We start from the raw sequence: 22,351 nt of genomic DNA, 5'->3' as shown, positions 1-22,351 counted from the left end.
ATCTTGGAAAAGCTCAATTATCGATCGAGAAGGTTCTGTGTGGGCGAGTATGTACTTCCGCTACGACGCTTAGCTATTGCGCTCAGGGCTTCCAGAACAACTCGATTAGCCAAAATTGCGGTGATGTCGGCAGAATCAAATGGTGGCGCAACTTCAACTACATCGATACCAACAATTGGCAATTCAAGACAAATTCTACGAACCGCTTCTAGTAATTCACGGCTGGTCATTCCACCCGGTTCAGGAGTACCAGTTCCGGGAGCCATCCCAGGATCTACAACATCGATATCTACTGATAAGAAAACTCCATCGCACCCATCTACCAATGTTGCAAATGATTCATCTAGCACTTCCTTTAATCCACGATGTTGAATCTCTGTCATCTCGTAAGAACGCATTCCTTGATCGCGCATCCAATTAAGGGTTGCATCTTCTGGCCAGTAACCACGAAGTCCTAACTGTAAGAAACGATCTCCGCGAACATAACCATTGTTAATTAAATTTCGCATGGGAGTTCCATGGCCCACTAATGCTCCGAATTGATCTTCGCCAGTATCAGCATGGGCATCAAAGTGAATAATCGAAATCTTGCCCATGCCGCGATGGGTTGCAATTCCTGCGACATCAGCAGATGCGATTGAGTGATCTCCGCCAAGTACAACTGGGATTATGCCGGCTCGAGAAATCTTTTCAGTTGCCGCTTTTAGAACAGCCAAAGAAGCCACAAGATCTCCGCCAGGCATCAGCAAATCACCAGCATCAAAAACCTTTAGATCCTTCAAGCCATCTGTTCGCAGTGCAAGGTGAGGCCTAGAACCATCATGCGGCAAGTAATCTCCCCCACGAATTGCTTGTGGCCCAAACTTGGCACCAGAACGATGTGAAGTGCCGCTATCAATTGGTGCGCCCAGAATGATTACATCGGCACCTTGGTAACTGCTTGGTACATCTAGATCACATGCGGGAATTCCTAGAAATGTAAAGTTTGGCCCGTACATGTTGCCATGATTTGTCACTTAGAAACCTTCACTCTCTTGCCGACAAACTGACCGGCAATAACAATCAGTAATGCCAAAATGAACATGGCTGAGCCAATCACATTGGCTTGTGCAGGGATTCCACGAGCGGCAGATGTGTAAACGAACTCAGGGAAAGTTTTGAGAGTTCCTGAATTGAAATTAGTAATAATGAAGTCATCAAAAGACAAGCTAAATGCCAAAAGCGCAGCACCTGCAATACCTGGAGCAACCAACGGAAGAGTCACTTTTCTAAATGTTTCTAACTCGTTTGCGTATAAATCCATAGCTGCTTGTTCCAGGCGCGGATCAAGAGATGCAATACGTGCCTTAACCGTAACTACGACAAATGAGATACAGAAAACTACGTGAGCAATAACTGTTGGCCAAAATCCTGGGTTAATCTGGAAAACAAGTAAAAGTGAAAGCAATGATGCACCCAAGACAATTTCAGGTGTCGCCATAGGCAAGAAAATCAGCAAGTTTGATGATGAACGACCTTTAAAGGCGTAACGTCCAATAGCAAAAGCGATCATAGTTCCTAGAATTGTAGAAAAGATGGTTGCCAGCAAACCTATCTTTATTGAGTTTCCTAAAGCGGTACAGACTTCTGGGGCACCACATGGATTTTTCCAATTATCTAAAGTGAAGCCCTTCCAGACCAGATTGGATTTACCCGAGTCATTAAATGAAAAGACGAAGGTGTAAGCAACTGGAATAAAGAGATAGGTGAAACCAAAAACTGCATAAATGCGGATTAGGTTTCGGCCAAACCAACGAGACAGCCGCGCATTGATGGGGATCGTTGGGATTGATGCATCCTTTTGCTTAGCGTGGACGGTCATACCAACTCTTCCGTTCCAGCTTTACGAATGTAGAGCGTCACCAGAATCAAAATCGCAGCCATTAAGGTAAAGGAGAGCGCGGCCGCAGTTGGATAATCAACAATCCTGAAATACCGCGATTCGATGACGTTTCCGATCATCTTTGTATTTGGGGAGCCCAAAATTGCAGCATTGACGTAATCACCAGCCGCAGGAATAAAGGTTAAAAGTGTTCCGGCAACAACACCTGGCATTGAAAGTGGAAGTGTCACCTTACGGAAAGTAGTAATTCCATTTGCGTAGAGATCACCCGATGCTTCCATGGTGCGTGGATCTATTCGCTCCAGTGAGGCGTATAAAGGTAATGTCATAAATGGCAGGAAGTTATAGGTCATACCCATAACAACTGCAAATGATGTAGAGGTCAGAGTTGTGCTTTCACTGATGAGCCCAACGGTGCGAAGGGTTGGAACGATAAAACCTTCTTCGCCAAGAATCTGCTTCCAGGCTACGGTTCTGAGCAAAAAGGAAACAAAAAATGGTGCAACAACCAGGACTAATAAGAAGTTCTTTAATCTGCCCGCCTTAAAGGCAATTGCATACGCCAGTGGGTAAGCAATTGCTAACGCCAAGACTGTTGCACACAAAGCAAAGATAAAAGAGCGCGCAAATTGTTCTTGGTTTTCAGTAAATGCATCAACATAGTTTGAAAAACGTAAAGTCTGCTCGTTCTGACCTGTGTCTCCCCCAGCTATTGGTGTCTGGGTAGATGTTTGTGCCAGGTTAACAATCGGCAAAATAAAGAAGGTAAAGAGAAAAAGAAAACCTGGTAGTAATAATAAATAAGGCAACTTCACCTTAGAAAAGGCGTTGCTCATTCTTCTTCAAGTTCCTCAGGATTTACTTCAAGTCCGGCTTCGACATCTTCATCTCCACGAAGTGCAAAAGTGAAACTAGGCTCCCAAGAAATAACTACTTCATCGCCTTTATCAAATGGTGCGACTCCGTCATCATTTTGCTCAAAGACCATGACCTCTTGTCCCCACGGCATCATTACCTGATACTGAGTTGAAACGCCGATGTAAGAGACATCTTCGATGCGACCGCCAGTTAACGTATTTCCACGAGTTGGTGTTCCGACAAGTGAGATGCGGAATTTTTCTGGGCGAATACCTGCATAGATTGAGTTATCAACGGCATGAGAACGCTTCTTTGGCATCGATATCTTTTGGCCGAATAGATCAACAACTAAGTTGTCACCGTCTGTGCCTTCGATACGACCCTTAATTAAGTTGGATTGGCCTAAGAAGTTCGCCACAAATGCAGTCTCTGGATTGTCATAGAGATCTGCTGGAGATCCCATCTGCTCGATTTCGCCCTCGTTCATAACTGCGATGGTGTCAGCCATGGTCATGGCTTCTTCCTGATCGTGAGTTACGTGAACGAAAGTAAGTCCAACCTCGCGCTGGATCCACTTGAGCTCAATCTGCATCTGACGACGAAGTTTGAGATCAAGTGCACCCAATGGCTCATCCAACAAAAGAAGTGCAGGACGGTTAACGATCGCGCGCGCTAGAGCGATGCGCTGCTGTTGACCACCTGATAATTGTGTTGGTTTGCGCTGCGCAAGATGTGGAAGTTCAACGAGTTCTAATACCTTGTTTACATCTGCATCGACACTTTTGATTCCGCGACGGCGAAGACCAAATGCAATGTTCTCAAAAATAGTTAAGTGAGGAAACAATGCATAGTTCTGAAAAACAGTATTAATTGGGCGCTGATATGGACGCTTAGTCGTGATATCAGTTGACCCTAAATGAATACTGCCAACAGTTGGCTCTTCCAACCCAGCGATCATTCGCAGAGTTGTTGTCTTGCCGCATCCTGAAGGCCCAAGTAATGCAAAGAATGAGCCTTCAGGAATTGTTAATGACAAATCATTAACTGCGGTGAAATCTCCGTACGACTTTGTGATCCGAGTAAGACGTAAATCTCCTCGAGTCGCAGATGAAACGTCAACCACTAGTTGCCGGCGGCCTTCTGGAATGCTTCGCTCCAAGTTGTTTCTTCAGCTGGAGTTAGTGAACGGAAGACGTTGAGCTTTGCTGACATAGCTGCATCAGGGAAGATGAATGGGCTTGCAGCGAGAGCTGGATCAATCTTTTCCATCTCAGCTTGCGCACCCTTAACTGGGCATACGTAGTTAACATATGCCGCAACTTCTGCCGCAATTGCTGGGTCATAGTAGAAGTTAATGAGCTTCTCAGCACTTGCCTTACCTTCTGCAGATGCAGTTGAAGGAATGATGAAGTTATCACCTGAGATTGTTCCACCTGAATCAGGAAGAGCGAAGTCAAACTTTCCTTCATTTTCAGCCTTCAAGATAAACATGTCGCCAGACCAGCCAATAACAGCTGTTGCATCACCTGATGTGAGGTCTTCTGCGTACTCATTACCCTTAACGCCACGGATCCAGCCATCAGCAATCTTCTTAGCCATGAAATCGACTGCGTTCATGAACTGATCTTCGGTGACTGTCTGAAGATTTACGCCCTGAGAAAGCAAGATGATTCCGATAGTGTCGCGCATTTCAGAAAGAACAACAATCTTGCCCTTGTTCTGTGGCGCAAATAGCTCATCAATTGTGCGAATTCCCTTTGGATTCTTTTCAACATTCCAACCAAATCCGCCCATGATTCCTTGCCAAGTCAAGGTCTGCTCACGGTTTGCATCAAATGAAGGTGATGCTAGTGAATCCAGAATGTTTGACTTGTTTGGAATGTTTGCAGTATCAAACTTTTGTGTGTAACCAAGACGGATCCAGCGAGCTGCCATCCAGTCAGTAGGAGTTACAACGTCATAACCAATGTCTTCGCCAAGCTTGAGTTGCGCTTGAACTTTTCCGTAGAACTCATCATTGTCGTTGTAATCTTCAAAGTAGGTAGCTGCGATTCCAGTTTGCTCAATAAATTTTTCAAGAGTTGGGTATTTCTTTGTGTCCTCATCGTAATCAAGGTACAAAGGCCAGTTGCCCCATCGAACACTGTTTGCACTATCGGCAGAATCTGATCCGCCACATGCAGCAAGTAATCCTGCTGCACCTAAACCGCCAGCGCCTGCAAGGACTGCACGACGCGAAACCATGGCACCGATTATTGATCGAGCTTCCGGTGAGAGTGAACTTTCTTTTGACATACTGATTTACTCCTTAAGGATTAAGCACAAGCTAGTTGTCGGATTACCGAGCCTCAAGCTTTCTGTGGGTTGTGGGTTGATGGATGGAGAAGCTGCTAGAGGTTCTAGCAGTGGGAAATACTACGCCCCCAGATTGGTCATCACATGCTTAATCCGCGTGTAATCCTCAAATCCATATGCTGAGAGATCTTTGCCATATCCGGAGCGCTTGAAGCCACCATGTGGCATCTCAGCAACCAATGGAATATGGGTGTTGATCCAGACACAACCAAAATCAAAGGCCTTTGCCATCCGCATCGCGGTTCCGTGATTGGCGGTCCAGACACTAGAAGCCAATCCATATTCGACCCCATTGGCCATAGAAACAGCCTGGGCCTCATCACTGAACTTCTGAACGGTAATAACAGGCCCAAAGATCTCCTTCTGAATCAGCTCATCATCTTGAGCAAGACCTGCGACCACAGTTGCCGGGAAGAAGAAGCCTGGGCGATCAAGTGCTGCCCCGCCGGTCATAACCTGAGCATGGGCGGGGACTCGTGATAACAGATCACTTACTCGCGCCAATTGGTTGCTGTTGTTAACTGGACCCAAGAAAACATCATCATCGTGTGGTGCTCCGATGGCAATGCCCTTGGCCTGCTCAGTTAATAGAGCGACAAATTCTTGATAAACAGATTCTTGAACAATCACTCGAGTAGCTGCGGTGCAATCTTGACCTGCATTGAAATAACCTGCGATTGCAATTGCTTCTGCCGCTGCAGCTAAATCAGCATCGGCAAATACGACTACAGGTGCCTTTCCGCCCAGTTCAAGATGAACGCGTTTTACTTGCTTAGCAGCGGATTCGGCAACTTGAATACCGGCACCGACTGATCCTGTAATTGAAACCATGTCAGGGCGTTTGTGATTAACAAGTGATGCACCTGTTTCGCGCTCGCCGCATACAACATTTAAAACTCCTGCAGGTAAAAACTCTGCCATCAAATTTGCCATCCAGACAGTTGATGCCGGAGTCGTATCACTTGGCTTTAGTACAACAGTGTTTCCTGCAGCAATTGCTGGTGCCCACTTCCATACCGCCATCATCATTGGGTAATTCCAGGGAGTTACTTGGCCGATAACACCAACTGGTTCGCGGCGAATCATTGATGTCATGCCTGGCATGTATTCACCAGCAGATTTACCTTCAAGATTTCGCGCAGCACCCGCAAAGAATCTAATTTGATCCACCATTGGTGGAACTTCTTCAGATGTCGTTAGTGACACTGGCTTACCGGTGTTTTCACATTCAATAGCAATAACTTCATCTGCGCGAGATTCAATGGCATCTGCAATTTTCAACAATGCGCGCTGGCGCTGCGAAGGTGTTGAATCACGCCAATCTACAAATGCATCACTTGCTGCTTTAAATGCGGCATCAATATCTGCAGCATTTGATTTAGGCGCAGTCGCAAAAGGTTGTCCTGTAGCAGGGTTAACCAGCGTTGTTGTCTCTCCCGAAGTTGATTCGACAGATTTTCCGTTAATAAAGTTATTGAGCTTTTTCATGTTCTAAAGCCTAGCAATTAGGGCTAGAAGTAACTAGTCATGATTTAAGCGACGGGCTTGCCTTTTTCTGCTGCTGCCAATTGGCCACAGGCGCCGTCGATTTCACGTCCGCGAGTATCACGGACAGTTACTGGGACTCCATAACTTTCCAGAATTCGAACAAATTCTGCTTCATCTTCGCGGCGGGAGGCGGTCCACTTTGAACCTGGGGTTGGGTTGAGCGGAATCAAATTCACATGCGCATTGCGATTTTTTAACAGGCGGCCCAACAAGTCTGATCTCCACGATTGATCGTTGATATCTCTGATCAATGCATACTCAATCGAATAACGTCGACCCGTCCTCTTTTCATAGGCATCAGCTGCGGCAAGTACTTCTCGCACGTTATAGCGATTATTGATGGGGACCAAAGTGTCGCGAAGCTCATCATCAGGGGTATGAAGTGACACCGCCAAAGTGCAACTGATGCCTTCTTCTGTCAGCTTTTCAATTCCGTTAACCAAGCCAACAGTTGAAACCGTTACTGAACGTGCACTGATACCTAAGCCATCTGGATTTGGGTCTGTAATATTTCGAAGCGTTCGAACAACCGCGTTGTAATTAGCTAACGGCTCGCCCATTCCCATAAACACAATGTTTGACAGACGAGTTGGTCCGCCCGGTAATTCTCCATTGGCACAAGCTCGTGCGGCAGCCACAATTTGATCGGTAATTTCGGCGGCAGAAAGATTTCTAGTTAGGCCAGCTTGGCCCGTTGCGCAAAATGGACAATTCATTCCACATCCGGCTTGGGAAGAAATACAAACCGTTACTCGATCTGTGTAACGCATCAAAACGCTTTCAACTAACACGCCATCATGTAATTTCCACAAGTCTTTGCGCGTCATTCCATTATCGGTTGTACGCGTGGTTACAAGTTCGGTCATCTTAGGAATCAAGGCATCGGCTATAGCCTGACGTTCGGCCGCCGGAATGTCAGTCCAGTCTTCTGGGTTTGCAGAAAGATGTGAGAAGTAATGATTTGCTATTTGGCTGGCACGGAAAGGTTGAAAACCTAACTCTTTTGCAAAAGCCTTTCGATCAGCGGGTGCAAAATCGGCCAAATGCTTAGGAGCTTTCTTGCGCTGAACCGGCTCATCAAAGACGAGATTTATCTCTGGCACTTTGCTACTCATAGGAAATGCTTTACAAGTTCAAGGGCAAGCCACAGTGCAGGTGCCGACAAAACAACGGAATCCAAGCGATCCAGCATTCCGCCATGTCCAGGCAACAATGTGCCCATATCCTTCAAACTCAAATCTCGTTTCATGGCACTTTCAATCAGGTCTCCACATGTAGCTGTAAAGACAATCATCAGACCAACGATTATCCCGATCCACCAATCCATATCCATGATGTATTTGAAAGCAAGGCATCCACCAATGATTGTAAAGACCAGCGATCCTGCAAGGCCTTCCCAAGTTTTCTTAGGGGAAATTTTTGGTACGAGCGGATGCTTGCCCAGCAAAACACCAACGATGTAACCAAATGTGTCATTGCAACCGACCAACACCATAAAGGTCATAACGCGCTGAAAGCCTGTACTTGGTCGAGCAAGTAAAATCAAAAATCCTGCTAAAAATGGCAAATACAAAAGTCCAAAGGTTGTTGCTGTCGCTTTAGCAACAAAACCTTCGGGACCTTGCACGAGTGCACGAATAAGTAATAACGGAAAGGCTATTGCTGTAGCGATCGCAAGGCCTGCAACTCCTCCGACCCACGCTGCATATGACAGACCAATAGCTGCCAGTGTCAGGGAGTTAAATGAAATTACAATTCCACGGGCAGCAAATGCACGCACTAATTCACGCAAACCCAGAATGACAGCTACAGCAACAACGATCGCAAAAATTTCACGTTGGTAGGAAAGTGTGAACCAGACCAAAGCGATCAAAGATAAACCAACGGCGATAGAAGGCAGCAGCTTTCGCCCAGCCTTTTTATTGATCGCTTCGTTGATCGAGTGCAGATCTGACATAAGTAAGCCCCTAAACTTCTAGGAGTTCTACCTCTTTGTGCTTGAGTAACTCATCAATTTTTGCGACGTGCTCAGATGTGATTTTCTCAAGCTCTTTTTCGCCGCGAGCTAAATCATCTTTTCCGATATCGCCATCTTTTTCCATTTTTTCCATCGCTTCTTTAGCTGCGCGACGAATGTTTCGCATGGAAATTTTTGAATCTTCAGCTTTACTCTTTACAACCTTGATGAACTCCTTGCGGCGCTCTTCAGTAAGTTGTGGAAAATTAACGCGAATTACTGATCCGTCATTACCTGGGTTTACGCCCAAATCTGATTCTCGGATAGCTTTTTCGATTGATGCCATTGCACCCTTATCAAATGGAGAAATTAACGCCATACGTGCTTCTGGAACTTGAATCGTTGCTAATTGTGAAAGGGCGGTATAGGTGCCGTAGTAATCAACCATAACTTTATTAAACAGCGATGGATGAGCTCGACCTGTGCGGATCGTTGCAAAATCATCCTTAGCAACCTCAACCGCTTTGTTCATCTTGGTTTCAGCGTCCTTTAGGGCGCTTGCTACATCTGCCATTTCTTAGCTCCTCTTACCGCTTCTTACATCCAACTCATCGCTTATGCGACGAGGGTTCCGATTACTTCGCCACGTACTGCGCGGCCGATATTTCCATTTTTCATTAAGTCAAAGACCACAATTGGTAACTTGTTTTCGCGGCACAATGCGAAAGCTGCTGCATCTGCGACAGCAAGTGATTTTGATAAAACCTCGTTGTACGTGATTGTGTCGTACTTAGTTGCAGTGGGATCCTTCTTGGGATCTGCGCTGTACACGCCATCGACACCGCTCTTGGCAAGAAGCAAAGCTTCTGCACCAATTTCAAGTGCGCGCTGGGCCGAAACGGTATCTGTTGTAAAAAATGGCATTCCTGCACCCGCACCAAAAATTACAACGCGACCCTTTTCCAAGTGACGAATTGCGCGCAACGGAATATAAGGCTCTGCAACTTGCCCCATTGTGATCGCAGTTTGAACGCGAGTTCCAATGCCCTCTTTTTCCAAGAAATCTTGAAGGGCTAAACAATTCATTACTGTTCCAAGCATTCCCATGTAGTCAGCTCGGGAGCGATCCATGCCGCGCTGTGAAAGTTCAGCGCCGCGGAAGTAATTTCCTCCGCCCACAACGATTGCAACCTGAACGCCGCTGCGAGCTACATCTGCTATTTGCTTGGCAATATCTTGCACAACATCGGGATCAACACCGATGCCTTTTTCTCCACCAAAAACTTCTCCAGAAAGTTTAAGGAGCACTCTCCGATACGTTCCTCTTGTACCGGGCATGAGTGCTCCTTAATCTATAAACCAATAGCTACGACTTCTGGTAGTTATCCTAAGTCTAAGCGATCAGACCTTGTCCTTATTGACCCACGCGGAAGCGATGGAAAGCCTTAACAGCTGTTCCGGCCTCATCGAGGATCTGCTTTACAGTCTTCTTTGCATCCTTAGCGAATGACTGTTCGATCAAGGAAACTTCCTTGACGAAACCTGCCACGCGGCCTTCGATGATCTTTGAAAGTGCAGCCTCTGGCTTGCCCTCTTCGCGCGCTGTGTCTTCTGCAATACGGCGCTCGTTTTCAATCAACTCAGCAGGAACTTGTTCGCGATTAACAAACTGCGGCGCAAAAGCTGCAATGTGTTGTGCGATGTCCTTGCCAACTTCAGCTGCATCCTTAACAAGCTCAACCAAAACACCAACCTGTGGTGGTAGATCCGGGCTTGTACGGTGCAAGTAAATTCCAACTGGTGAATCCTTAATTACTGCAATACGACGAACTTCAATCTTCTCGCCCATAGTTGCATTGGCTTCATCAATAGTTGCTTGAACGGTGGTGCCGTTACCCATTGTTGATGCCAAGAATGCTTCTAGAGAATCAGATTGTGCATTTTGAAGATGAGCAAGTAGTTCATCTGCAAGTGCGACAAATCGCTCACCCTTTGCAACGAAATCTGTTTCACAGTTCAGTTCTAGCATTACACCAAGGTTGCCCTCGACCTTTGCAACAACTGCGCCATTTGAGGTCAGACGACCCTCACGCTTTGTAATGCCCTTAAGGCCCTTAACGCGAATCAAGTCAAGGGCTTTGTTGTAATCGCCTTCTGCTTCATCTAGCGCCTTCTTGCAATCAAGCATTCCCGCAGCAGTTGCTTCGCGAAGCTTCTTTACATCTTCAGCTGTGTAGTTAGCCAATTTATGCCTCCGGAGTTGTTGGTGCCTCAGTTACAGCAGGCGCATCAAGAATTTCTTTCTCCCAATCAGCCAATGGCTCTCCTGCAGCAACAGCTGCTGGTGCATCTGACTTTGCTTCTTCCTTTACATTTGCAGAACGTGCCTTAAGGCCAGCTGCAATTGCATCGGTGATAACACGTGTAAGCAAGTCGATTGAACGGATTGCATCATCGTTACCAGGAATCTTGTAATCAACCTCATCTGGATCGCAGTTTGTATCCAAGATTGCGATAACAGGAATACCAAGCTTCTTAGCTTCCTGAACCGCTAGGTGCTCCTTCTTTGTATCTACAACCCAAATTGCTGAAGGCAACTTAGTCATGTTGCGGATACCGTCAAGGTTCTTAAATAGTTTTTCGCGTTCGCGACGTAGAACAAGCAGTTCCTTCTTAGTTAGAAGTAGATCGTTCTTCTCTTCTAGAGCTTCTAGCTCCTTGAGGCGCTGAATACGCTTGTACACAGTTGGGAAGTTAGTAAGCATTCCGCCCAACCAACGCTCAGTCACTGTTGGCATTCCAACGCGTGCTGCGTGATTGATGATTGGCATGTGTGCTTGCTTCTTTGTTCCAACGAACAAAACGTGGCCACCCTTTGCAACAGTGTCCTTAACAAATTCATATGCTGAATCGATAAGTGCTAGTGATTGCTGGATGTCGATGATGTAGATGCCATTGCGCTCTGTGAAAATAAAGCGCTTCATCTTTGGGTTCCATCGACGAGTCTGGTGTCCGAAGTGGACTCCGCTGTCGAGGAGCTCTCGCATTGTTACAACTGCCATGACGGCATACTCCTTCTTAGGTTTTTCGCGCAGTGCGCAATAAACCTGCTCGGTTTATGGCCAAACAATTTGTTAGGCCCGTCGCACTCAAAATCACCGACCACAATTTCTTGTGGACCGAGGTGGTTATGCCGATCCAATTAGTTAAAACCAACTGGGCCAGTGAGTGCTGAGATGTCACCTTTCTTTCGAAGAGGTGCGAGGCAAATCCTACCTGAGCGCGGGGCGTGGAAATTACCGCCCGATTAGGCGTAATGCTCCCCAAGCGGTGATGCGAACAACGGCTTCAAGGGCGATGGCCGCAGACATTTTGCTCTGGCCCTGGCTTCGCTCGATAAAGGTAATGGGGACTTCGGCCACCGATCCCCCACGCGATAACGCGCGCCGAGTCATTTCGATTTGAAAGCAATAACCCTCGCTTCGAATTGTTGAGATTTCCATTTTACGCAAAAGCGCTGATGTATAGATTCTAAATCCAGAAGTTGTGTCTTTCACGTCCAATGAGAGCACTGCATTTGCATATCTATTAGCTGATTTAGAAAGGTACTCGCGGAATTTGCTCCAATTGGCAATCTGGCCATCCTTGACCCATCTAGAGCCAATTAATAAATCCGCACTTCCAATCCATTCCATCATTTTTTCAAGATCTTTAATCTGATGGGATCCATCCGCATCCATTTGAATTACATATGTATATCCACGATCTAATGCGATAGAAAAACCGGCTCGATAAGCACTTCCTAGACCTTGCTTACCTTCACGTTCAATAACTTCTATCCCCAATTGTCGAACTAAGTGAGCAGTTCCATCAGGAGATCCGTCATCAATGACTAGAACATCACAGTCCAGCGATTTCAAGGCTTCAAGAATGCTGCCAATACTTTCAGCTTCGTTATAAGTAGGAATAACAACTAATGATGCTCTCATGCTCGTGGATGCGCCTGCTTGAACGCTTTCTGCAAACGTTCAGTTGATACGTGGGTGTAGATCTGAGTTGTAGCCAAAGATGCATGTCCCAAGATCTCTTGGACAGTGCGCAGGTCTGCTCCACCTTCTAGCAAATGTGTTGCCGCAGAATGTCGCAATGCATGGGGTCCCATTCGATCAATACCTTCAATAGCTTGCAATGCGTTGTATACAACGGTGCGCACCGTACGTTGATCAATTCGTTTTCCTCGAGCACCAAGAAATACCGCCGACTTAGATTCAGAATTCTTCAACTGATCGCGGCCACTTTCTAGCCACACCCTTAGGGCTTTTACCGCCGGGTTACCCAACGGAATTGTGCGTTCTTTATTTCCCTTACCTAATACTCGAATAGTTTGTCGGTTGTAATCAATGTCAGAAAGATCCAACCCACACAGCTCGGCAACACGTGCACCAGATGCATACAACACTTCAACCATTGCAACATCACGCAAAGAGATAGGCGTTTGCTCTTCAGCGGCTCTGGTTGCAAGGGAATCCATAGCAACCTGGGCATCGGCAATTTCCAGGACATCAGGCAAGGTTCGATGTCCTTTAGGCGTTGCAAGGGTTGCGGCAACATCTTTGGCCAAATACTTGTTCTTTACCGCCCATTTAATGAACAACCTGACCGATACCGCTCTGCGAGAAAGGGTGGTTCGTGCACCGCCTTTAACTTGCTGATTGGCGAGCCAAGAACGTAGATGAATAAGTTCTAATTGAGAAATGTCTGAAACGCCAATTGCTTCAAGGTGCACAATTAATGATTCAAGATCTCCTAGATACGCGCGAATCGTGTGAATAGATAAGGCACGTTCGACTTGTAAGTGGCGAGTAAAAGCTGCAATTAGCTTTTCATAATTTTCGCTCACGCCAGCAGTTTACTCGGGCTTACGTCCCTGACGCATAAGGCCGAAGGTAACGGCATCTTCTAATGCCATGGCCGATGCGGCGATGACGTTTTCATGAACACCCACCGTGTTCCATTCGCCCTTGCCATCACTAGTTTCGACAAGCACGCGCGTAACAGCACCTGTTCCAAGACGACCTTCAAGAATGCGAACCTTGTAATCGGTCAGTTCCAGCGTTGATAGTTCTGGGTACAAAGAAGTCAATCCGGTCCGAAGTGCATTATCAAATGCATTGACGGGACCATTACCTTCGCCACTGCAAGTGATTTCTTGCCCCTTTGCGGTCACAGTTACTTCAGCTTTTGTGGTGATTGTTTGATCAGCTGCACGTTCAACAGATGTAACCCAATGATTGATTGTGAAAAATGATGGACGTTTGCCAGACATTTCTTCATGAACCAGTAATTCAAAGGAGGCATCAGCTGCTTCGAAGGTAAAGCCGCGGGATTCCATTTCTTTAACTCGGTCAACAATTCGACCAATAAGTTCCTTATCGCCACCCAAATCGACGCCAAGTTCTTGTGACTTAAGTTCGATTGAGGCACGTCCGGCCATATCTGAAACCAACATTCGCATATCGTTTCCAACAGATGATGGGTCTTCATGTTGATACAGCGATGGATCGACCTTGATCGCGCTAGCGTGCAAGCCCGCCTTGTGCGCAAATGCAGAAACACCAACATATGGCTGGCGTGAACTTGGAGTTACATTTGTAACTTCAGCAACGGCATGTGAAATTCTAAATGCTTCTTGCAATGCATTTGGCGGAAGAACCAACTGCTTCTTCTTAAGCTCTAAGTTGGCAATAATTGTTACTAAATCTGCATTACCTGTGCGCTCTCCGTAGCCGTTAAGCGTTCCCTGAACATGAGTTGCACCGGCGGCTACTGCTGCCATTGAGTTTGCTACCGCACAACCTGTGTCGTTGTGGCAGTGAATACCTAAGCGCGCAGAGCTTGCTGTAAGAACATCATGCACAACTTGTGACAACTCATCAGGCAACATTCCGCCATTTGTGTCACACAATGCAATTACATCCGCACCTGCTTCTGCTGCAACCCGAACAACTTCTAGGGCGTAGGCACGATTGCTGCGATAACCATCAAAAAAGTGTTCTGCATCAAGAAAAACACGCTGTCCTTCTTGGATTAAGTGAGTAACGGAATCACGAATCATCGCAAGGTTCTCATCCAAAGTGGTCTTTAGTGCAAGATCAACATGGCGATCAAAGGCTTTTGCAACAAGAGTTACCGCAGGTGCACCGCTATCTCGAAGCGCTCCAAGTAAAACATCATCAGCCGCTTTTGCGTTTGGGCGACGAGTTGCACCAAAAGCAACAAAAGTTGCGTTCTTTAACTTTAATTCCTTCTTAGCAAGTGCGAAGAACTCTGTATCTTTTGGATTTGCACCTGGCCATCCACCTTCGATAAAACCAACACCTAAATCATCTAAGTGACGGGCGATGTTCATCTTGTCATGAACAGATAGATTTAAACCTTCTTGTTGAGCACCATCACGCAGAGTTGTGTCATAAATGTGGAATGCATCATTTACTGGCATTACTTAACCGCACTCATCCAGTTGTGCTTATCTGCGATTGTGCCGTGCTGAATTCCTAACAAGTGATTACGAATCTGCATGGTGATCGTGCCAGGCTGACCATCGCCAGTTACCCATGTACCCATCGTGCTCTTAGCCTGTCCAACAGGAGAAACAACCGCCGCGGTTCCGCACGCAAAGATTTCAGAAATTTCCCCTGATGTAACGCCATCTCGCCAATCATCTACGGACAGCATTACCTCATCTACCTTGTAACCAAGATCAACAGCAACGGACAAAATCGAATCGCGTGTGATTCCGGGCAACAAAGTTCCGGTGAGCTTAGGTGTGATTACTGTTGCATCTGCACCTTTCCCCTTTACAAAGTAAAGGTTCATTCCACCCATTTCTTCAATCCATTTGCGTTCTTTGGCATCAATCCAAACAACTTGATCGCAACCCTCTTTAGCTGCAGCTTTTTGTGCAACTAGTGATGCTGCATAGTTTCCACCACACTTTGCTTCACCTGTTCCGCCCTGCGCAGCACGTACATATTCAGTAGAAATCCAAACCGATACCGCCTTGGATGGATCAAAGTAAGCACCAGCTGGTGTTGCTATAAGAAGGTATGTGGCTCTATTTGATGGGCGTACGCCTAAACCAACCTCGGTTGCGATCATAAATGGGCGGATGTACAGGGACTCGCCTACTTTGCTTGGAACCCATCCTGCATCTTGTTTAACAAGTGCTTCAACGGTTTCCATAAACAATTCAACTGGCATTTCTGGCAACGCTAAGCGCTTGGCAGAATTTATAAAACGGTTTGCATTTGCCGTCGGGCGAAACAAAGCAACTGTTCCATCTGGTTGGCGATAAGCCTTCATGCCTTCAAAGATCTCTTGTCCGTAATGAAAAACCGCCGTTGCTGGATCCAATGAGATTGGCCCGTAAGGCATTAAATGAGGTTCTCCCCAACCATCTTTCTCACTCCATTCGCACATCACCATGTGATCGGTGTAGTACTTACCAAATCCACCTTCAGCAACTAACGCATCGCGCGTTGCAGCATCTTTTGCATGTGGATTGAGAGTGATTTTCATAATTACAGTGCGCCAGCCAGCGCGTCTCCAATTTCAGTTGTGCTTCGTTTCTTATCCCCACGAACGGCGAGATCAGCAGCTACGACTCGTTCTACATCGCGAGCAGCTTCGGCAAGTCCTAGGTGATCAAGCATCATTGCAACTGAGGTAACTGTTGCAGTTGGGTCAGCTAAGTTCTTGCCAGCAATATCTGGTGCTGAACCATGGACTGGCTCAAACATCGATGGGAATTTTCCAGTTGGATTAATGTTTCCAGAAGCCGCCAAACCGATTCCACCACAAATTGCAGCTGCGATATCGGTCAAGATATCTCCAAATAAATTGTCAGTTACAACAACATCAAATCGATCTGGGTTTGTTACGAAAAACATCGATGCAGCATCAACATGTAGGTAATCAGTTGTGATTGCTGGGTATTCTTTTGCGACTTCATTAAAGGTTCGAGTCCACAATCCACCAGCACGAGTTAAAACATTGTTCTTGTGAACAAGGGTCAACTTCTTGCGTTCCCGCTTCGAAGCGCGTTCAAATGCATCACGAATTACTCGCTCTGCGCCGCGACGAGTATTAAGGCTTTCTTCAGTGGCAATTTCCGCATCAGTTCCTTCAGCAAGGACGCCACCGGCACCAACATATGGACCCTCTGTACCTTCGCGAACAACTACAAAATCAATTGGAGCTTTAGTTGCAAGTGGACCAACAACCCCCGGCATTAAACGTGCAGGACGCAAGTTAATGTAGTGATCAAATGCAAAGCGAAGCTTTAGCAATAGACCGCGTTCCAAAACGCCGCTAGGAACAGTTGGATCTCCCACTGCACCTAACAAAATCACATCTGCCTTTGCTAAATCAGCCAAGGTTTCATCTGGCAAAACTTCTCCTGTGCGATGCCAAAATGCTGCGCCAAGATCATAGGAAGTTTTTTTAAACTCCACTGAATACTTCTTTGCCACAACATCTAGAACCTTCAGGCCTTCCCCTACAACCTCAGGACCGATTCCATCGCCGGCAATTACCGCTAAATTAATAGTTTTCATTACCCCACCAAAGTTACGGAGCGAACTAATTCTGCTCCAGTTTCCTTCTTAACTGATGAAATTAGATCATCGCTAATTTGTGAGTCCACGGTAAGTGCCATCAATGCATCACCGCCGGCTGCATTACGTGCAACCTGCATACCTGCGATGTTGATTCCAGCCTTACCAAGTGCATTACCCACTGCGCCAACAACACCTGGTTTATCAGAGTAACGAAGGAACAAAAGATTTTCGGTAGGAGGAAGATCAAGATCAAATCCATCGATTGCAATGATCTTTTCAACTTTGCGAATACCCATCAAAGTTCCGTCAACGGTAACAATTTTTCCATCGGCAAGCGCTGCGCGAAGTGAAATCATGCTGCGGAATTCAGGGCTTTCGGGATCTGTTGTTACAGATGATGTCAGTCCGCGTTCAGCCGCAAGTGCTGGTGCATTTACATATGTCACATCTGAAAGTCCGCAACCAAGTAACGCTCCCTTAAGTGCGCTAGTGGCAAGGATTGATGAATCATGTTCAGAAATGTCACCTTTAACAGTTAAGTCCATACTTACTGGCGCTTCACCTGCGATTGCCGTTGCAATCTGTGCCATCTTTTCAACCAAAGGCAAGCTTGGGCGAATCTCTTCGTGGATAGCTCCACCCTTTACGTTGACTGCATCAGGAACAAGTTCTCCAGCAAGTGCTTTACGCACTGAAACCGCCACAGCAATACCTGCACGCTCTTGCGCTTCATCAGTAGATGCACCCAAGTGTGGTGTGGCAACTACTTGATCCAAAGTAAATAGTGGCGAATCAGTACAAGGCTCAGTTGAGAACACATCAAGTCCTGCACCTGCTACGCGACCTTCGGTAATTGCATCAAACAGTGCAGCCTCATCAAGAACTCCACCACGAGCAGCATTGATGATTCGAACGGTTGGCTTAACCTTCTTCAAGGCATCTACGCCAATTAGATTTGCAGTTTCCTTGGTCTTTGGAAGGTGAATTGTGATGAAATCTGAAATCTTAAGCAGCTCATCTAATTCGACTAAACGAACACCGAGCTGAGCCGCACGTGCTGGCTGTAGATATGGATCGTATGCAACTACATCCATTCCAAAAGCTTGCATGCGGTGTGCAACTAATTGGCCAATACGTCCGAAGCCAACGATTCCCAGAGTTTTCTCGAAGATTTCGGCACCGGTGTACTTTGAACGTGCCCACTTTCCATTACGCAAAGCTGCATGTGCCGGTGATACAAAACGTGCTGAAGCCATTAGCAATGCAATTGCTAACTCGGCAGCTGACACGATATTTGATGTTGGTGCATTAACAACCATTACACCCGCAGCTGTTGCTGCAGGAATATCAACGTTATCAAGACCAACACCTGCTCGTGCAATTACCTTCAATCCCTTTGCTGCAGCAATCGCTTCTGCATCCATTTTGGTAGCAGAGCGAATCAATACAGCATCGACTCCTTTAGCAAGGGCTGCTAGAAGTTCTGCACGGTTTGCACCATCGCAGTTAACAACTTCAAAATCAGGACCTAGCGCTTCAAGTGTTGCAGGGCTGAGTTCTTCAGCGATTAAAACAATAGGTTTAGCCACGCGCTGCGCTGCCTTCTTTGTAATCGTCGCCCTTTGACTGCTTCATCCAAGAGAACATCTTGCGAAGTTCGCGGCCAACAGCCTCGATTGGGTGTGTTTCACCCTTAGCGCGAAGCGTCTTAAATTCAGTTCCGCCAGCTTCTTGATCATCAATGAAGCGCTTTGCAAAAACACCACTCTGGATGTCTGCAAGAACTGCCTTCATGTTCTCCTTAACGTGTGGATCAATAACACGTGGACCTGATACGTAGTCACCGAATTCAGCTGTGTCAGAAACTGACCAGCGCTGCTTTGCAATTCCACCTTCGTACATAAGGTCAACAATCAACTTAAGTTCGTGCAAGCACTCAAAGTATGCAACTTCTGGCTGGTATCCAGCTTCAGTAAGTACTTCAAAGCCGTACATAACTAGCTGTGATGCTCCACCACAAAGAACTGATTGCTCACCGAATAGATCTGTTTCTGTCTCTTCAGTAAATGTTGTCAGAATTCCGCCTGCGCGAAGTCCGCCAATTGCCTTTGCATATGAAAGTGTCAGTGGCCAAGCATTTCCTGTTGAATCTTGTTCAACCGCAACAATTACTGGAACTCCGCGACCGGCTGTATATTCACGACGAACCAAGTGGCCTGGACCCTTTGGTGCAACCATGCACACATCAACTGATGCTGATGGCTTGATGTATCCAAAACGGATGTTAAATCCATGCCCGAAGAACAATGCATCGCCATCTTTAAGGTTTGGCAAAATTGAATCTGTGTAGATGTGGCGCTGCAAGTGATCTGGCGCCAAGATCATGATGACCGTTGATTCCTTAACTGCTTCAGCAACACTAGTAACGCGAAGGCCTTCAGCTTCTGCCTTGGCGCGAGAAGGTGAACCATCCTTTAAACCAACACGAACATCGACACCACTGTCACGCAAGTTAAGTGCGTGTGCATGTCCTTGTGAGCCGTAACCGATGATCGCGACTTTGCGACCTTGGATGATCGATAGATCAGCATCCTCTTCGTGATACATCGTTGCTGCCACGGTATTTCTCCTCATCGTCCTTTGTAGTGTGTGCCTTGGTTGGTTTTTAGTTTTGGTAATCAGCCTGACCGCTATCAGCGGTAGGAATACTTTGAGTGCTAAGGGTACGGTCTGCCAGCGAACCGCTGCCACGTTCGATCGCTACTAAGCCTGATTGAGCCAGTTCGCGAATGCCAAAACGCTCTAAAGCGTTAAGTAGGTCACTGATTTTCGCCGCATCCCCGGTTGCCTCAAGGGTCAAGGACTCGGCATCTTCATCTACGATTACTGCTCCATAAGTTTCCAATACGGCATCAACATCAAATCGATTTTTGGATGTTGCTGAAATCTTTACCAACAGCAGTTCAGCTTGGACCGAATCATTGAGTTTTAGCTCAGCAATGTGAATGACATTTACTAACTTATCTAGCTGACGAATCACTTGCTCTAGTGAGTGACTTTCAACGTTGATGACAATAGTCATTCGAGAAATATCAGGATTTTCAGTAGGGCCCACTGCTAACGAATCGATGTTGTACGCACGGCGCGAGAACAGACCGGCCACACGCGCAAGCACACCTGGTGAGTTTTCAACAAGAACTGAAAGTGTATGTGTACTCATTACAGCTCCTGTGAATCCCAGTCGGGCGCCATTTCACGCGCGATCTTAATGTCATCATTTGAAGTACCTGCAGCAACCATTGGCCACACCATTGCATCGCGAAATACTCTGAAATCTACAACGACAGGTTGATCATTTATCGAGTTGGCAAGCTTGATAACTGCATCAACATCTTCTGGTCGCTCACACGTTAATCCAACGCAACCCATTGCATCGGCAAGTTTCACGAAATCTGGAACTCTCTTTGATTCCAAATTGGTATTTGAATATCGACCTTCGTAGAACAGTGTTTGCCATTGGCGAACCATTCCAAGAGATTCGTTATTGATGATTGCAACCTTGATCGGAATATTGTTTAGTGCGCAGGTCACTAGTTCTTGATTTGTCATCTGGAAACATCCATCACCATCAATTGCCCACACAGTTGTGTCAGGTGCACCAACTTTTGCACCCATCGCAGCAGGAACCGCATATCCCATTGTTCCTAGGCCGCCAGAGTTAAGCCATGTACGAGGATTCTCATACTTAACAAATTGTGCAGCCCACATTTGGTGTTGACCTACTCCAGCAACATAAATTGCCTCTGGTCCAGTTAGCGCGCTGATGCGTTCAATTACATATTGTGGAGATAAAGAACCATCTTTAGGTGTGTCATAGCCAAGTGGATAAGTAGCTCGCAACTTATTCATTGCAGCTAGCCATGGAGCTAAATCTGCGCGCCCCTTAGCAAATTCAGCCTTTACTGCAGGGACAAGGGCGGCAATGGTGTGCTTGAGATCCCCAACAACAGGAACATCTGCGTAACGATTCTTGCCAATTTCAGCAGGATCAATATCAGCGTGAATAACTTTTGCATTAACGGCAAATGTTGAAAGTTTTCCGGTTACTCGGTCATCAAAGCGTGCACCCAAAGTAATAAGTAAATCTGCTTTTTGTAGCGCGGTAACAGCGCCAACAGTTCCATGCATACCAGGCATACCAAAGTGTTGAGGGTGACTATCTGGAAATGAGCCAAGCGCCATCAACGTTGTAACAACAGGTGCTCCAACTAATTCAGCAAGCTGCATTAACTCCTTGGAAGCATTTGATTTAATAACGCCGCCGCCAACATAGAAAACTGGCTTTGATGATGAAGCGATTAATGCTGCAGCATCTTTGATTGCCTGATTTTCAGGTTCTATCTGCGGATGGTAACCAGGCAAGGACAAATCCTTAGGCCAGACAAAATCGGTTTCCTTTTGCAAGGCATCTTTTGCGATATCAACAAGAACTGGTCCTGGTCGACCAGATGAAGCAATGTAAAAAGCTTCAGCTATCGCTCGTGGAATATCTTGTGGATCAGTAATTAAATAATTGTGCTTTGTAAATGGCATTGTGATGCCGCGAATGTCTGCCTCTTGGAAAGCATCTGTTCCAATTGCCGCTGAAGGAACTTGTCCAGTGATCGCAACCATCGGAACTGAATCCATTGCAGCATCTGCAAGTGGTGTAACAAGATTTGTCGCACCGGGACCAGATGTGGCAATACAAACGCCAACACGGCCAGTGACTTGGGCATAACCAGTGGCAGCATGGCCTGCACCTTGTTCGTGGCGCACCAAGATGTGGCGGATGCTGCTGTCAAAGATTGGATCGTATGCAGGAAGAATTGCACCACCTGGAATTCCAAACATCACATCGACGCCGGCAGACTCCAAAGATTGCACGAGTGATTTAGCTCCACTCATCTTCTTGCTCATATCCATCTCCTTTCAATTATCTAAATGAAAAAACCCCCAGATAACTGAGGGTGGCGCATGATCAAAAACCGATCACGCGCCTTTAAATCACCACCACAAATGTTGTGCTCATGCGCTTATTCTCCAATGAAGCAGGCTCAACGTCAAGGGTTGAGATGCAGATCTCATATTCTG

Annotated in this window: 21 protein-coding genes; all 21 read right to left on the bottom strand. The window is 46.4% G+C overall.

All coding sequences use genetic code 11. The annotated features are described in order from the left end of the window. Window positions 1-17 precede the first annotated feature (17 nt). Complete coding sequence (gene speB, locus AC9UC2_RS02690; RefSeq protein WP_509525017.1) at window positions 18-1,016, bottom strand: agmatinase; 999 nt, start codon at window positions 1,014-1,016, stop codon at window positions 18-20. Continuing rightward, window positions 1,013-1,861, bottom strand: coding sequence for an ABC transporter permease (locus tag AC9UC2_RS02685; protein ID WP_509525016.1), 849 nt, complete (start codon window positions 1,859-1,861; stop codon window positions 1,013-1,015). Before AC9UC2_RS02685 ends, speB begins: the two co-directional genes overlap by 4 nt. Continuing rightward, window positions 1,858-2,718 (bottom strand): ABC transporter permease, encoded by an 861-nt coding sequence (locus AC9UC2_RS02680; RefSeq protein WP_509525015.1) that lies wholly within the window; start codon window positions 2,716-2,718, stop codon window positions 1,858-1,860. Before AC9UC2_RS02680 ends, AC9UC2_RS02685 begins: the two co-directional genes overlap by 4 nt. After that, entirely contained in the window at window positions 2,715-3,863 is a 1,149-nt protein-coding gene (locus AC9UC2_RS02675) for an ABC transporter ATP-binding protein (protein WP_509525013.1), read from the bottom strand. Before AC9UC2_RS02675 ends, AC9UC2_RS02680 begins: the two co-directional genes overlap by 4 nt. Beyond that, on the bottom strand, window positions 3,863-5,035 hold the full coding sequence (locus tag AC9UC2_RS02670; protein ID WP_509525011.1) for an ABC transporter substrate-binding protein: 1,173 nt from the start codon (window positions 5,033-5,035) through the stop codon (window positions 3,863-3,865). Before AC9UC2_RS02670 ends, AC9UC2_RS02675 begins: the two co-directional genes overlap by 1 nt. Window positions 5,036-5,155: 120 nt before the next feature. Next, complete coding sequence (locus AC9UC2_RS02665; RefSeq protein WP_509525008.1) at window positions 5,156-6,583, bottom strand: gamma-aminobutyraldehyde dehydrogenase; 1,428 nt, start codon at window positions 6,581-6,583, stop codon at window positions 5,156-5,158. A gap of 44 nt (window positions 6,584-6,627) precedes the next feature. Next, window positions 6,628-7,758, bottom strand: coding sequence for a dual-specificity RNA methyltransferase RlmN (gene rlmN, locus AC9UC2_RS02660; RefSeq protein WP_509525006.1), 1,131 nt, complete (start codon window positions 7,756-7,758; stop codon window positions 6,628-6,630). Then, window positions 7,755-8,600 (bottom strand): phosphatidate cytidylyltransferase, encoded by an 846-nt coding sequence (locus AC9UC2_RS02655; protein ID WP_509525004.1) that lies wholly within the window; start codon window positions 8,598-8,600, stop codon window positions 7,755-7,757. The genes rlmN and AC9UC2_RS02655 overlap by 4 nt, the downstream gene beginning before the upstream one ends. A 10-nt stretch (window positions 8,601-8,610) precedes the next feature. After that, window positions 8,611-9,174: a ribosome recycling factor gene (gene frr, locus AC9UC2_RS02650; protein ID WP_509525001.1), complete on the bottom strand. Its 564-nt coding sequence runs from the start codon at window positions 9,172-9,174 to the stop codon at window positions 8,611-8,613. 41 nt (window positions 9,175-9,215) lie between these two features. Beyond that, window positions 9,216-9,938, bottom strand: a complete 723-nt coding sequence (gene pyrH / locus AC9UC2_RS02645; protein WP_509524999.1) for a UMP kinase — start codon at window positions 9,936-9,938, stop codon at window positions 9,216-9,218. Between the two features lie 76 nt (window positions 9,939-10,014). Then, on the bottom strand, window positions 10,015-10,845 hold the full coding sequence (tsf, locus tag AC9UC2_RS02640; protein WP_509524997.1) for a translation elongation factor Ts: 831 nt from the start codon (window positions 10,843-10,845) through the stop codon (window positions 10,015-10,017). A gap of 1 nt (window position 10,846) precedes the next feature. Then, window positions 10,847-11,662 (bottom strand): 30S ribosomal protein S2, encoded by an 816-nt coding sequence (rpsB, locus tag AC9UC2_RS02635; protein WP_509524995.1) that lies wholly within the window; start codon window positions 11,660-11,662, stop codon window positions 10,847-10,849. Window positions 11,663-11,896: 234 nt separating this feature from the next. Beyond that, a complete protein-coding gene (locus AC9UC2_RS02630; RefSeq protein WP_509524992.1) occupies window positions 11,897-12,589 on the bottom strand; it encodes a polyprenol monophosphomannose synthase in 693 nt (230 codons plus the stop codon). Beyond that, window positions 12,586-13,500, bottom strand: coding sequence for a tyrosine recombinase XerC (locus tag AC9UC2_RS02625; protein ID WP_509524989.1), 915 nt, complete (start codon window positions 13,498-13,500; stop codon window positions 12,586-12,588). Before AC9UC2_RS02625 ends, AC9UC2_RS02630 begins: the two co-directional genes overlap by 4 nt. 9 nt (window positions 13,501-13,509) lie before the next feature. Continuing rightward, entirely contained in the window at window positions 13,510-15,099 is a 1,590-nt protein-coding gene (gene cimA / locus AC9UC2_RS02620; RefSeq protein WP_509524986.1) for a citramalate synthase, read from the bottom strand. After that, window positions 15,099-16,178, bottom strand: coding sequence for a branched-chain amino acid aminotransferase (locus AC9UC2_RS02615; protein WP_509524984.1), 1,080 nt, complete (start codon window positions 16,176-16,178; stop codon window positions 15,099-15,101). The genes cimA and AC9UC2_RS02615 overlap by 1 nt, the downstream gene beginning before the upstream one ends. A 2-nt stretch (window positions 16,179-16,180) precedes the next feature. Continuing rightward, the gene (locus tag AC9UC2_RS02610) at window positions 16,181-17,215 is read right to left on the bottom strand and encodes a 3-isopropylmalate dehydrogenase (RefSeq protein ID WP_509524981.1); all 1,035 of its coding nucleotides are present in this window, start codon (window positions 17,213-17,215) and stop codon (window positions 16,181-16,183) included. Further along, on the bottom strand, window positions 17,215-18,807 hold the full coding sequence (gene serA, locus AC9UC2_RS02605; protein WP_509524978.1) for a phosphoglycerate dehydrogenase: 1,593 nt from the start codon (window positions 18,805-18,807) through the stop codon (window positions 17,215-17,217). The genes AC9UC2_RS02610 and serA overlap by 1 nt, the downstream gene beginning before the upstream one ends. Next, window positions 18,800-19,852 carry a ketol-acid reductoisomerase gene (ilvC, locus tag AC9UC2_RS02600; protein ID WP_509524976.1) on the bottom strand — a complete coding sequence of 351 codons (1,053 nt, stop codon included), beginning with the start codon at window positions 19,850-19,852 and terminating at the stop codon, window positions 18,800-18,802. The genes serA and ilvC overlap by 8 nt, the downstream gene beginning before the upstream one ends. A gap of 31 nt (window positions 19,853-19,883) precedes the next feature. Further along, window positions 19,884-20,438 carry an acetolactate synthase small subunit gene (ilvN, locus tag AC9UC2_RS02595; RefSeq protein WP_509524974.1) on the bottom strand — a complete coding sequence of 185 codons (555 nt, stop codon included), beginning with the start codon at window positions 20,436-20,438 and terminating at the stop codon, window positions 19,884-19,886. Next, a complete protein-coding gene (locus AC9UC2_RS02590; protein WP_509524971.1) occupies window positions 20,438-22,177 on the bottom strand; it encodes an acetolactate synthase large subunit in 1,740 nt (579 codons plus the stop codon). Before AC9UC2_RS02590 ends, ilvN begins: the two co-directional genes overlap by 1 nt. Between the last annotated feature and the right edge of the window lie 174 nt (window positions 22,178-22,351).

Origin of the sequence: Candidatus Planktophila sp., assembly GCF_036734405.1 — a bacterium.
In the GTDB taxonomy this organism is placed as follows: domain Bacteria; phylum Actinomycetota; class Actinomycetes; order Nanopelagicales; family Nanopelagicaceae; genus Planktophila.
Note: the sequence above shows the minus strand (reverse complement) of the source record. Positions and strands in the feature narration are given on the sequence as shown.

Bases quoted from the DNA above. Each gene is read 5' to 3' on its own strand.
- rlmN (WP_509525006.1), bottom strand. From the start codon at position 7,758: ATGAGTAGCAAAGTGCCAGAGATAAATCTCGTCTTTGATGAGCCGGTT.
- frr (WP_509525001.1), bottom strand. From the start codon at position 9,174: ATGGCAGATGTAGCAAGCGCCCTAAAGGACGCTGAAACCAAGATGAAC.
- rpsB (WP_509524995.1), bottom strand. From the start codon at position 11,662: ATGGCAGTTGTAACAATGCGAGAGCTCCTCGACAGCGGAGTCCACTTC.
- ilvC (WP_509524976.1), bottom strand. From the start codon at position 19,852: ATGAGGAGAAATACCGTGGCAGCAACGATGTATCACGAAGAGGATGCT.
- AC9UC2_RS02655 (WP_509525004.1), bottom strand. From the start codon at position 8,600: ATGTCAGATCTGCACTCGATCAACGAAGCGATCAATAAAAAGGCTGGG.
- AC9UC2_RS02670 (WP_509525011.1), bottom strand. From the start codon at position 5,035: ATGTCAAAAGAAAGTTCACTCTCACCGGAAGCTCGATCAATAATCGGT.
- ilvN (WP_509524974.1), bottom strand. From the start codon at position 20,438: ATGAGTACACATACACTTTCAGTTCTTGTTGAAAACTCACCAGGTGTG.
- AC9UC2_RS02615 (WP_509524984.1), bottom strand. From the start codon at position 16,178: ATGAAAATCACTCTCAATCCACATGCAAAAGATGCTGCAACGCGCGAT.
- AC9UC2_RS02685 (WP_509525016.1), bottom strand. From the start codon at position 1,861: ATGACCGTCCACGCTAAGCAAAAGGATGCATCAATCCCAACGATCCCC.
- AC9UC2_RS02680 (WP_509525015.1), bottom strand. From the start codon at position 2,718: ATGAGCAACGCCTTTTCTAAGGTGAAGTTGCCTTATTTATTATTACTA.
- cimA (WP_509524986.1), bottom strand. From the start codon at position 15,099: ATGCCAGTAAATGATGCATTCCACATTTATGACACAACTCTGCGTGAT.
- AC9UC2_RS02590 (WP_509524971.1), bottom strand. From the start codon at position 22,177: ATGAGCAAGAAGATGAGTGGAGCTAAATCACTCGTGCAATCTTTGGAG.
- AC9UC2_RS02610 (WP_509524981.1), bottom strand. From the start codon at position 17,215: ATGAAAACTATTAATTTAGCGGTAATTGCCGGCGATGGAATCGGTCCT.
- AC9UC2_RS02665 (WP_509525008.1), bottom strand. From the start codon at position 6,583: ATGAAAAAGCTCAATAACTTTATTAACGGAAAATCTGTCGAATCAACT.
- AC9UC2_RS02630 (WP_509524992.1), bottom strand. From the start codon at position 12,589: ATGAGAGCATCATTAGTTGTTATTCCTACTTATAACGAAGCTGAAAGT.
- pyrH (WP_509524999.1), bottom strand. From the start codon at position 9,938: ATGCCCGGTACAAGAGGAACGTATCGGAGAGTGCTCCTTAAACTTTCT.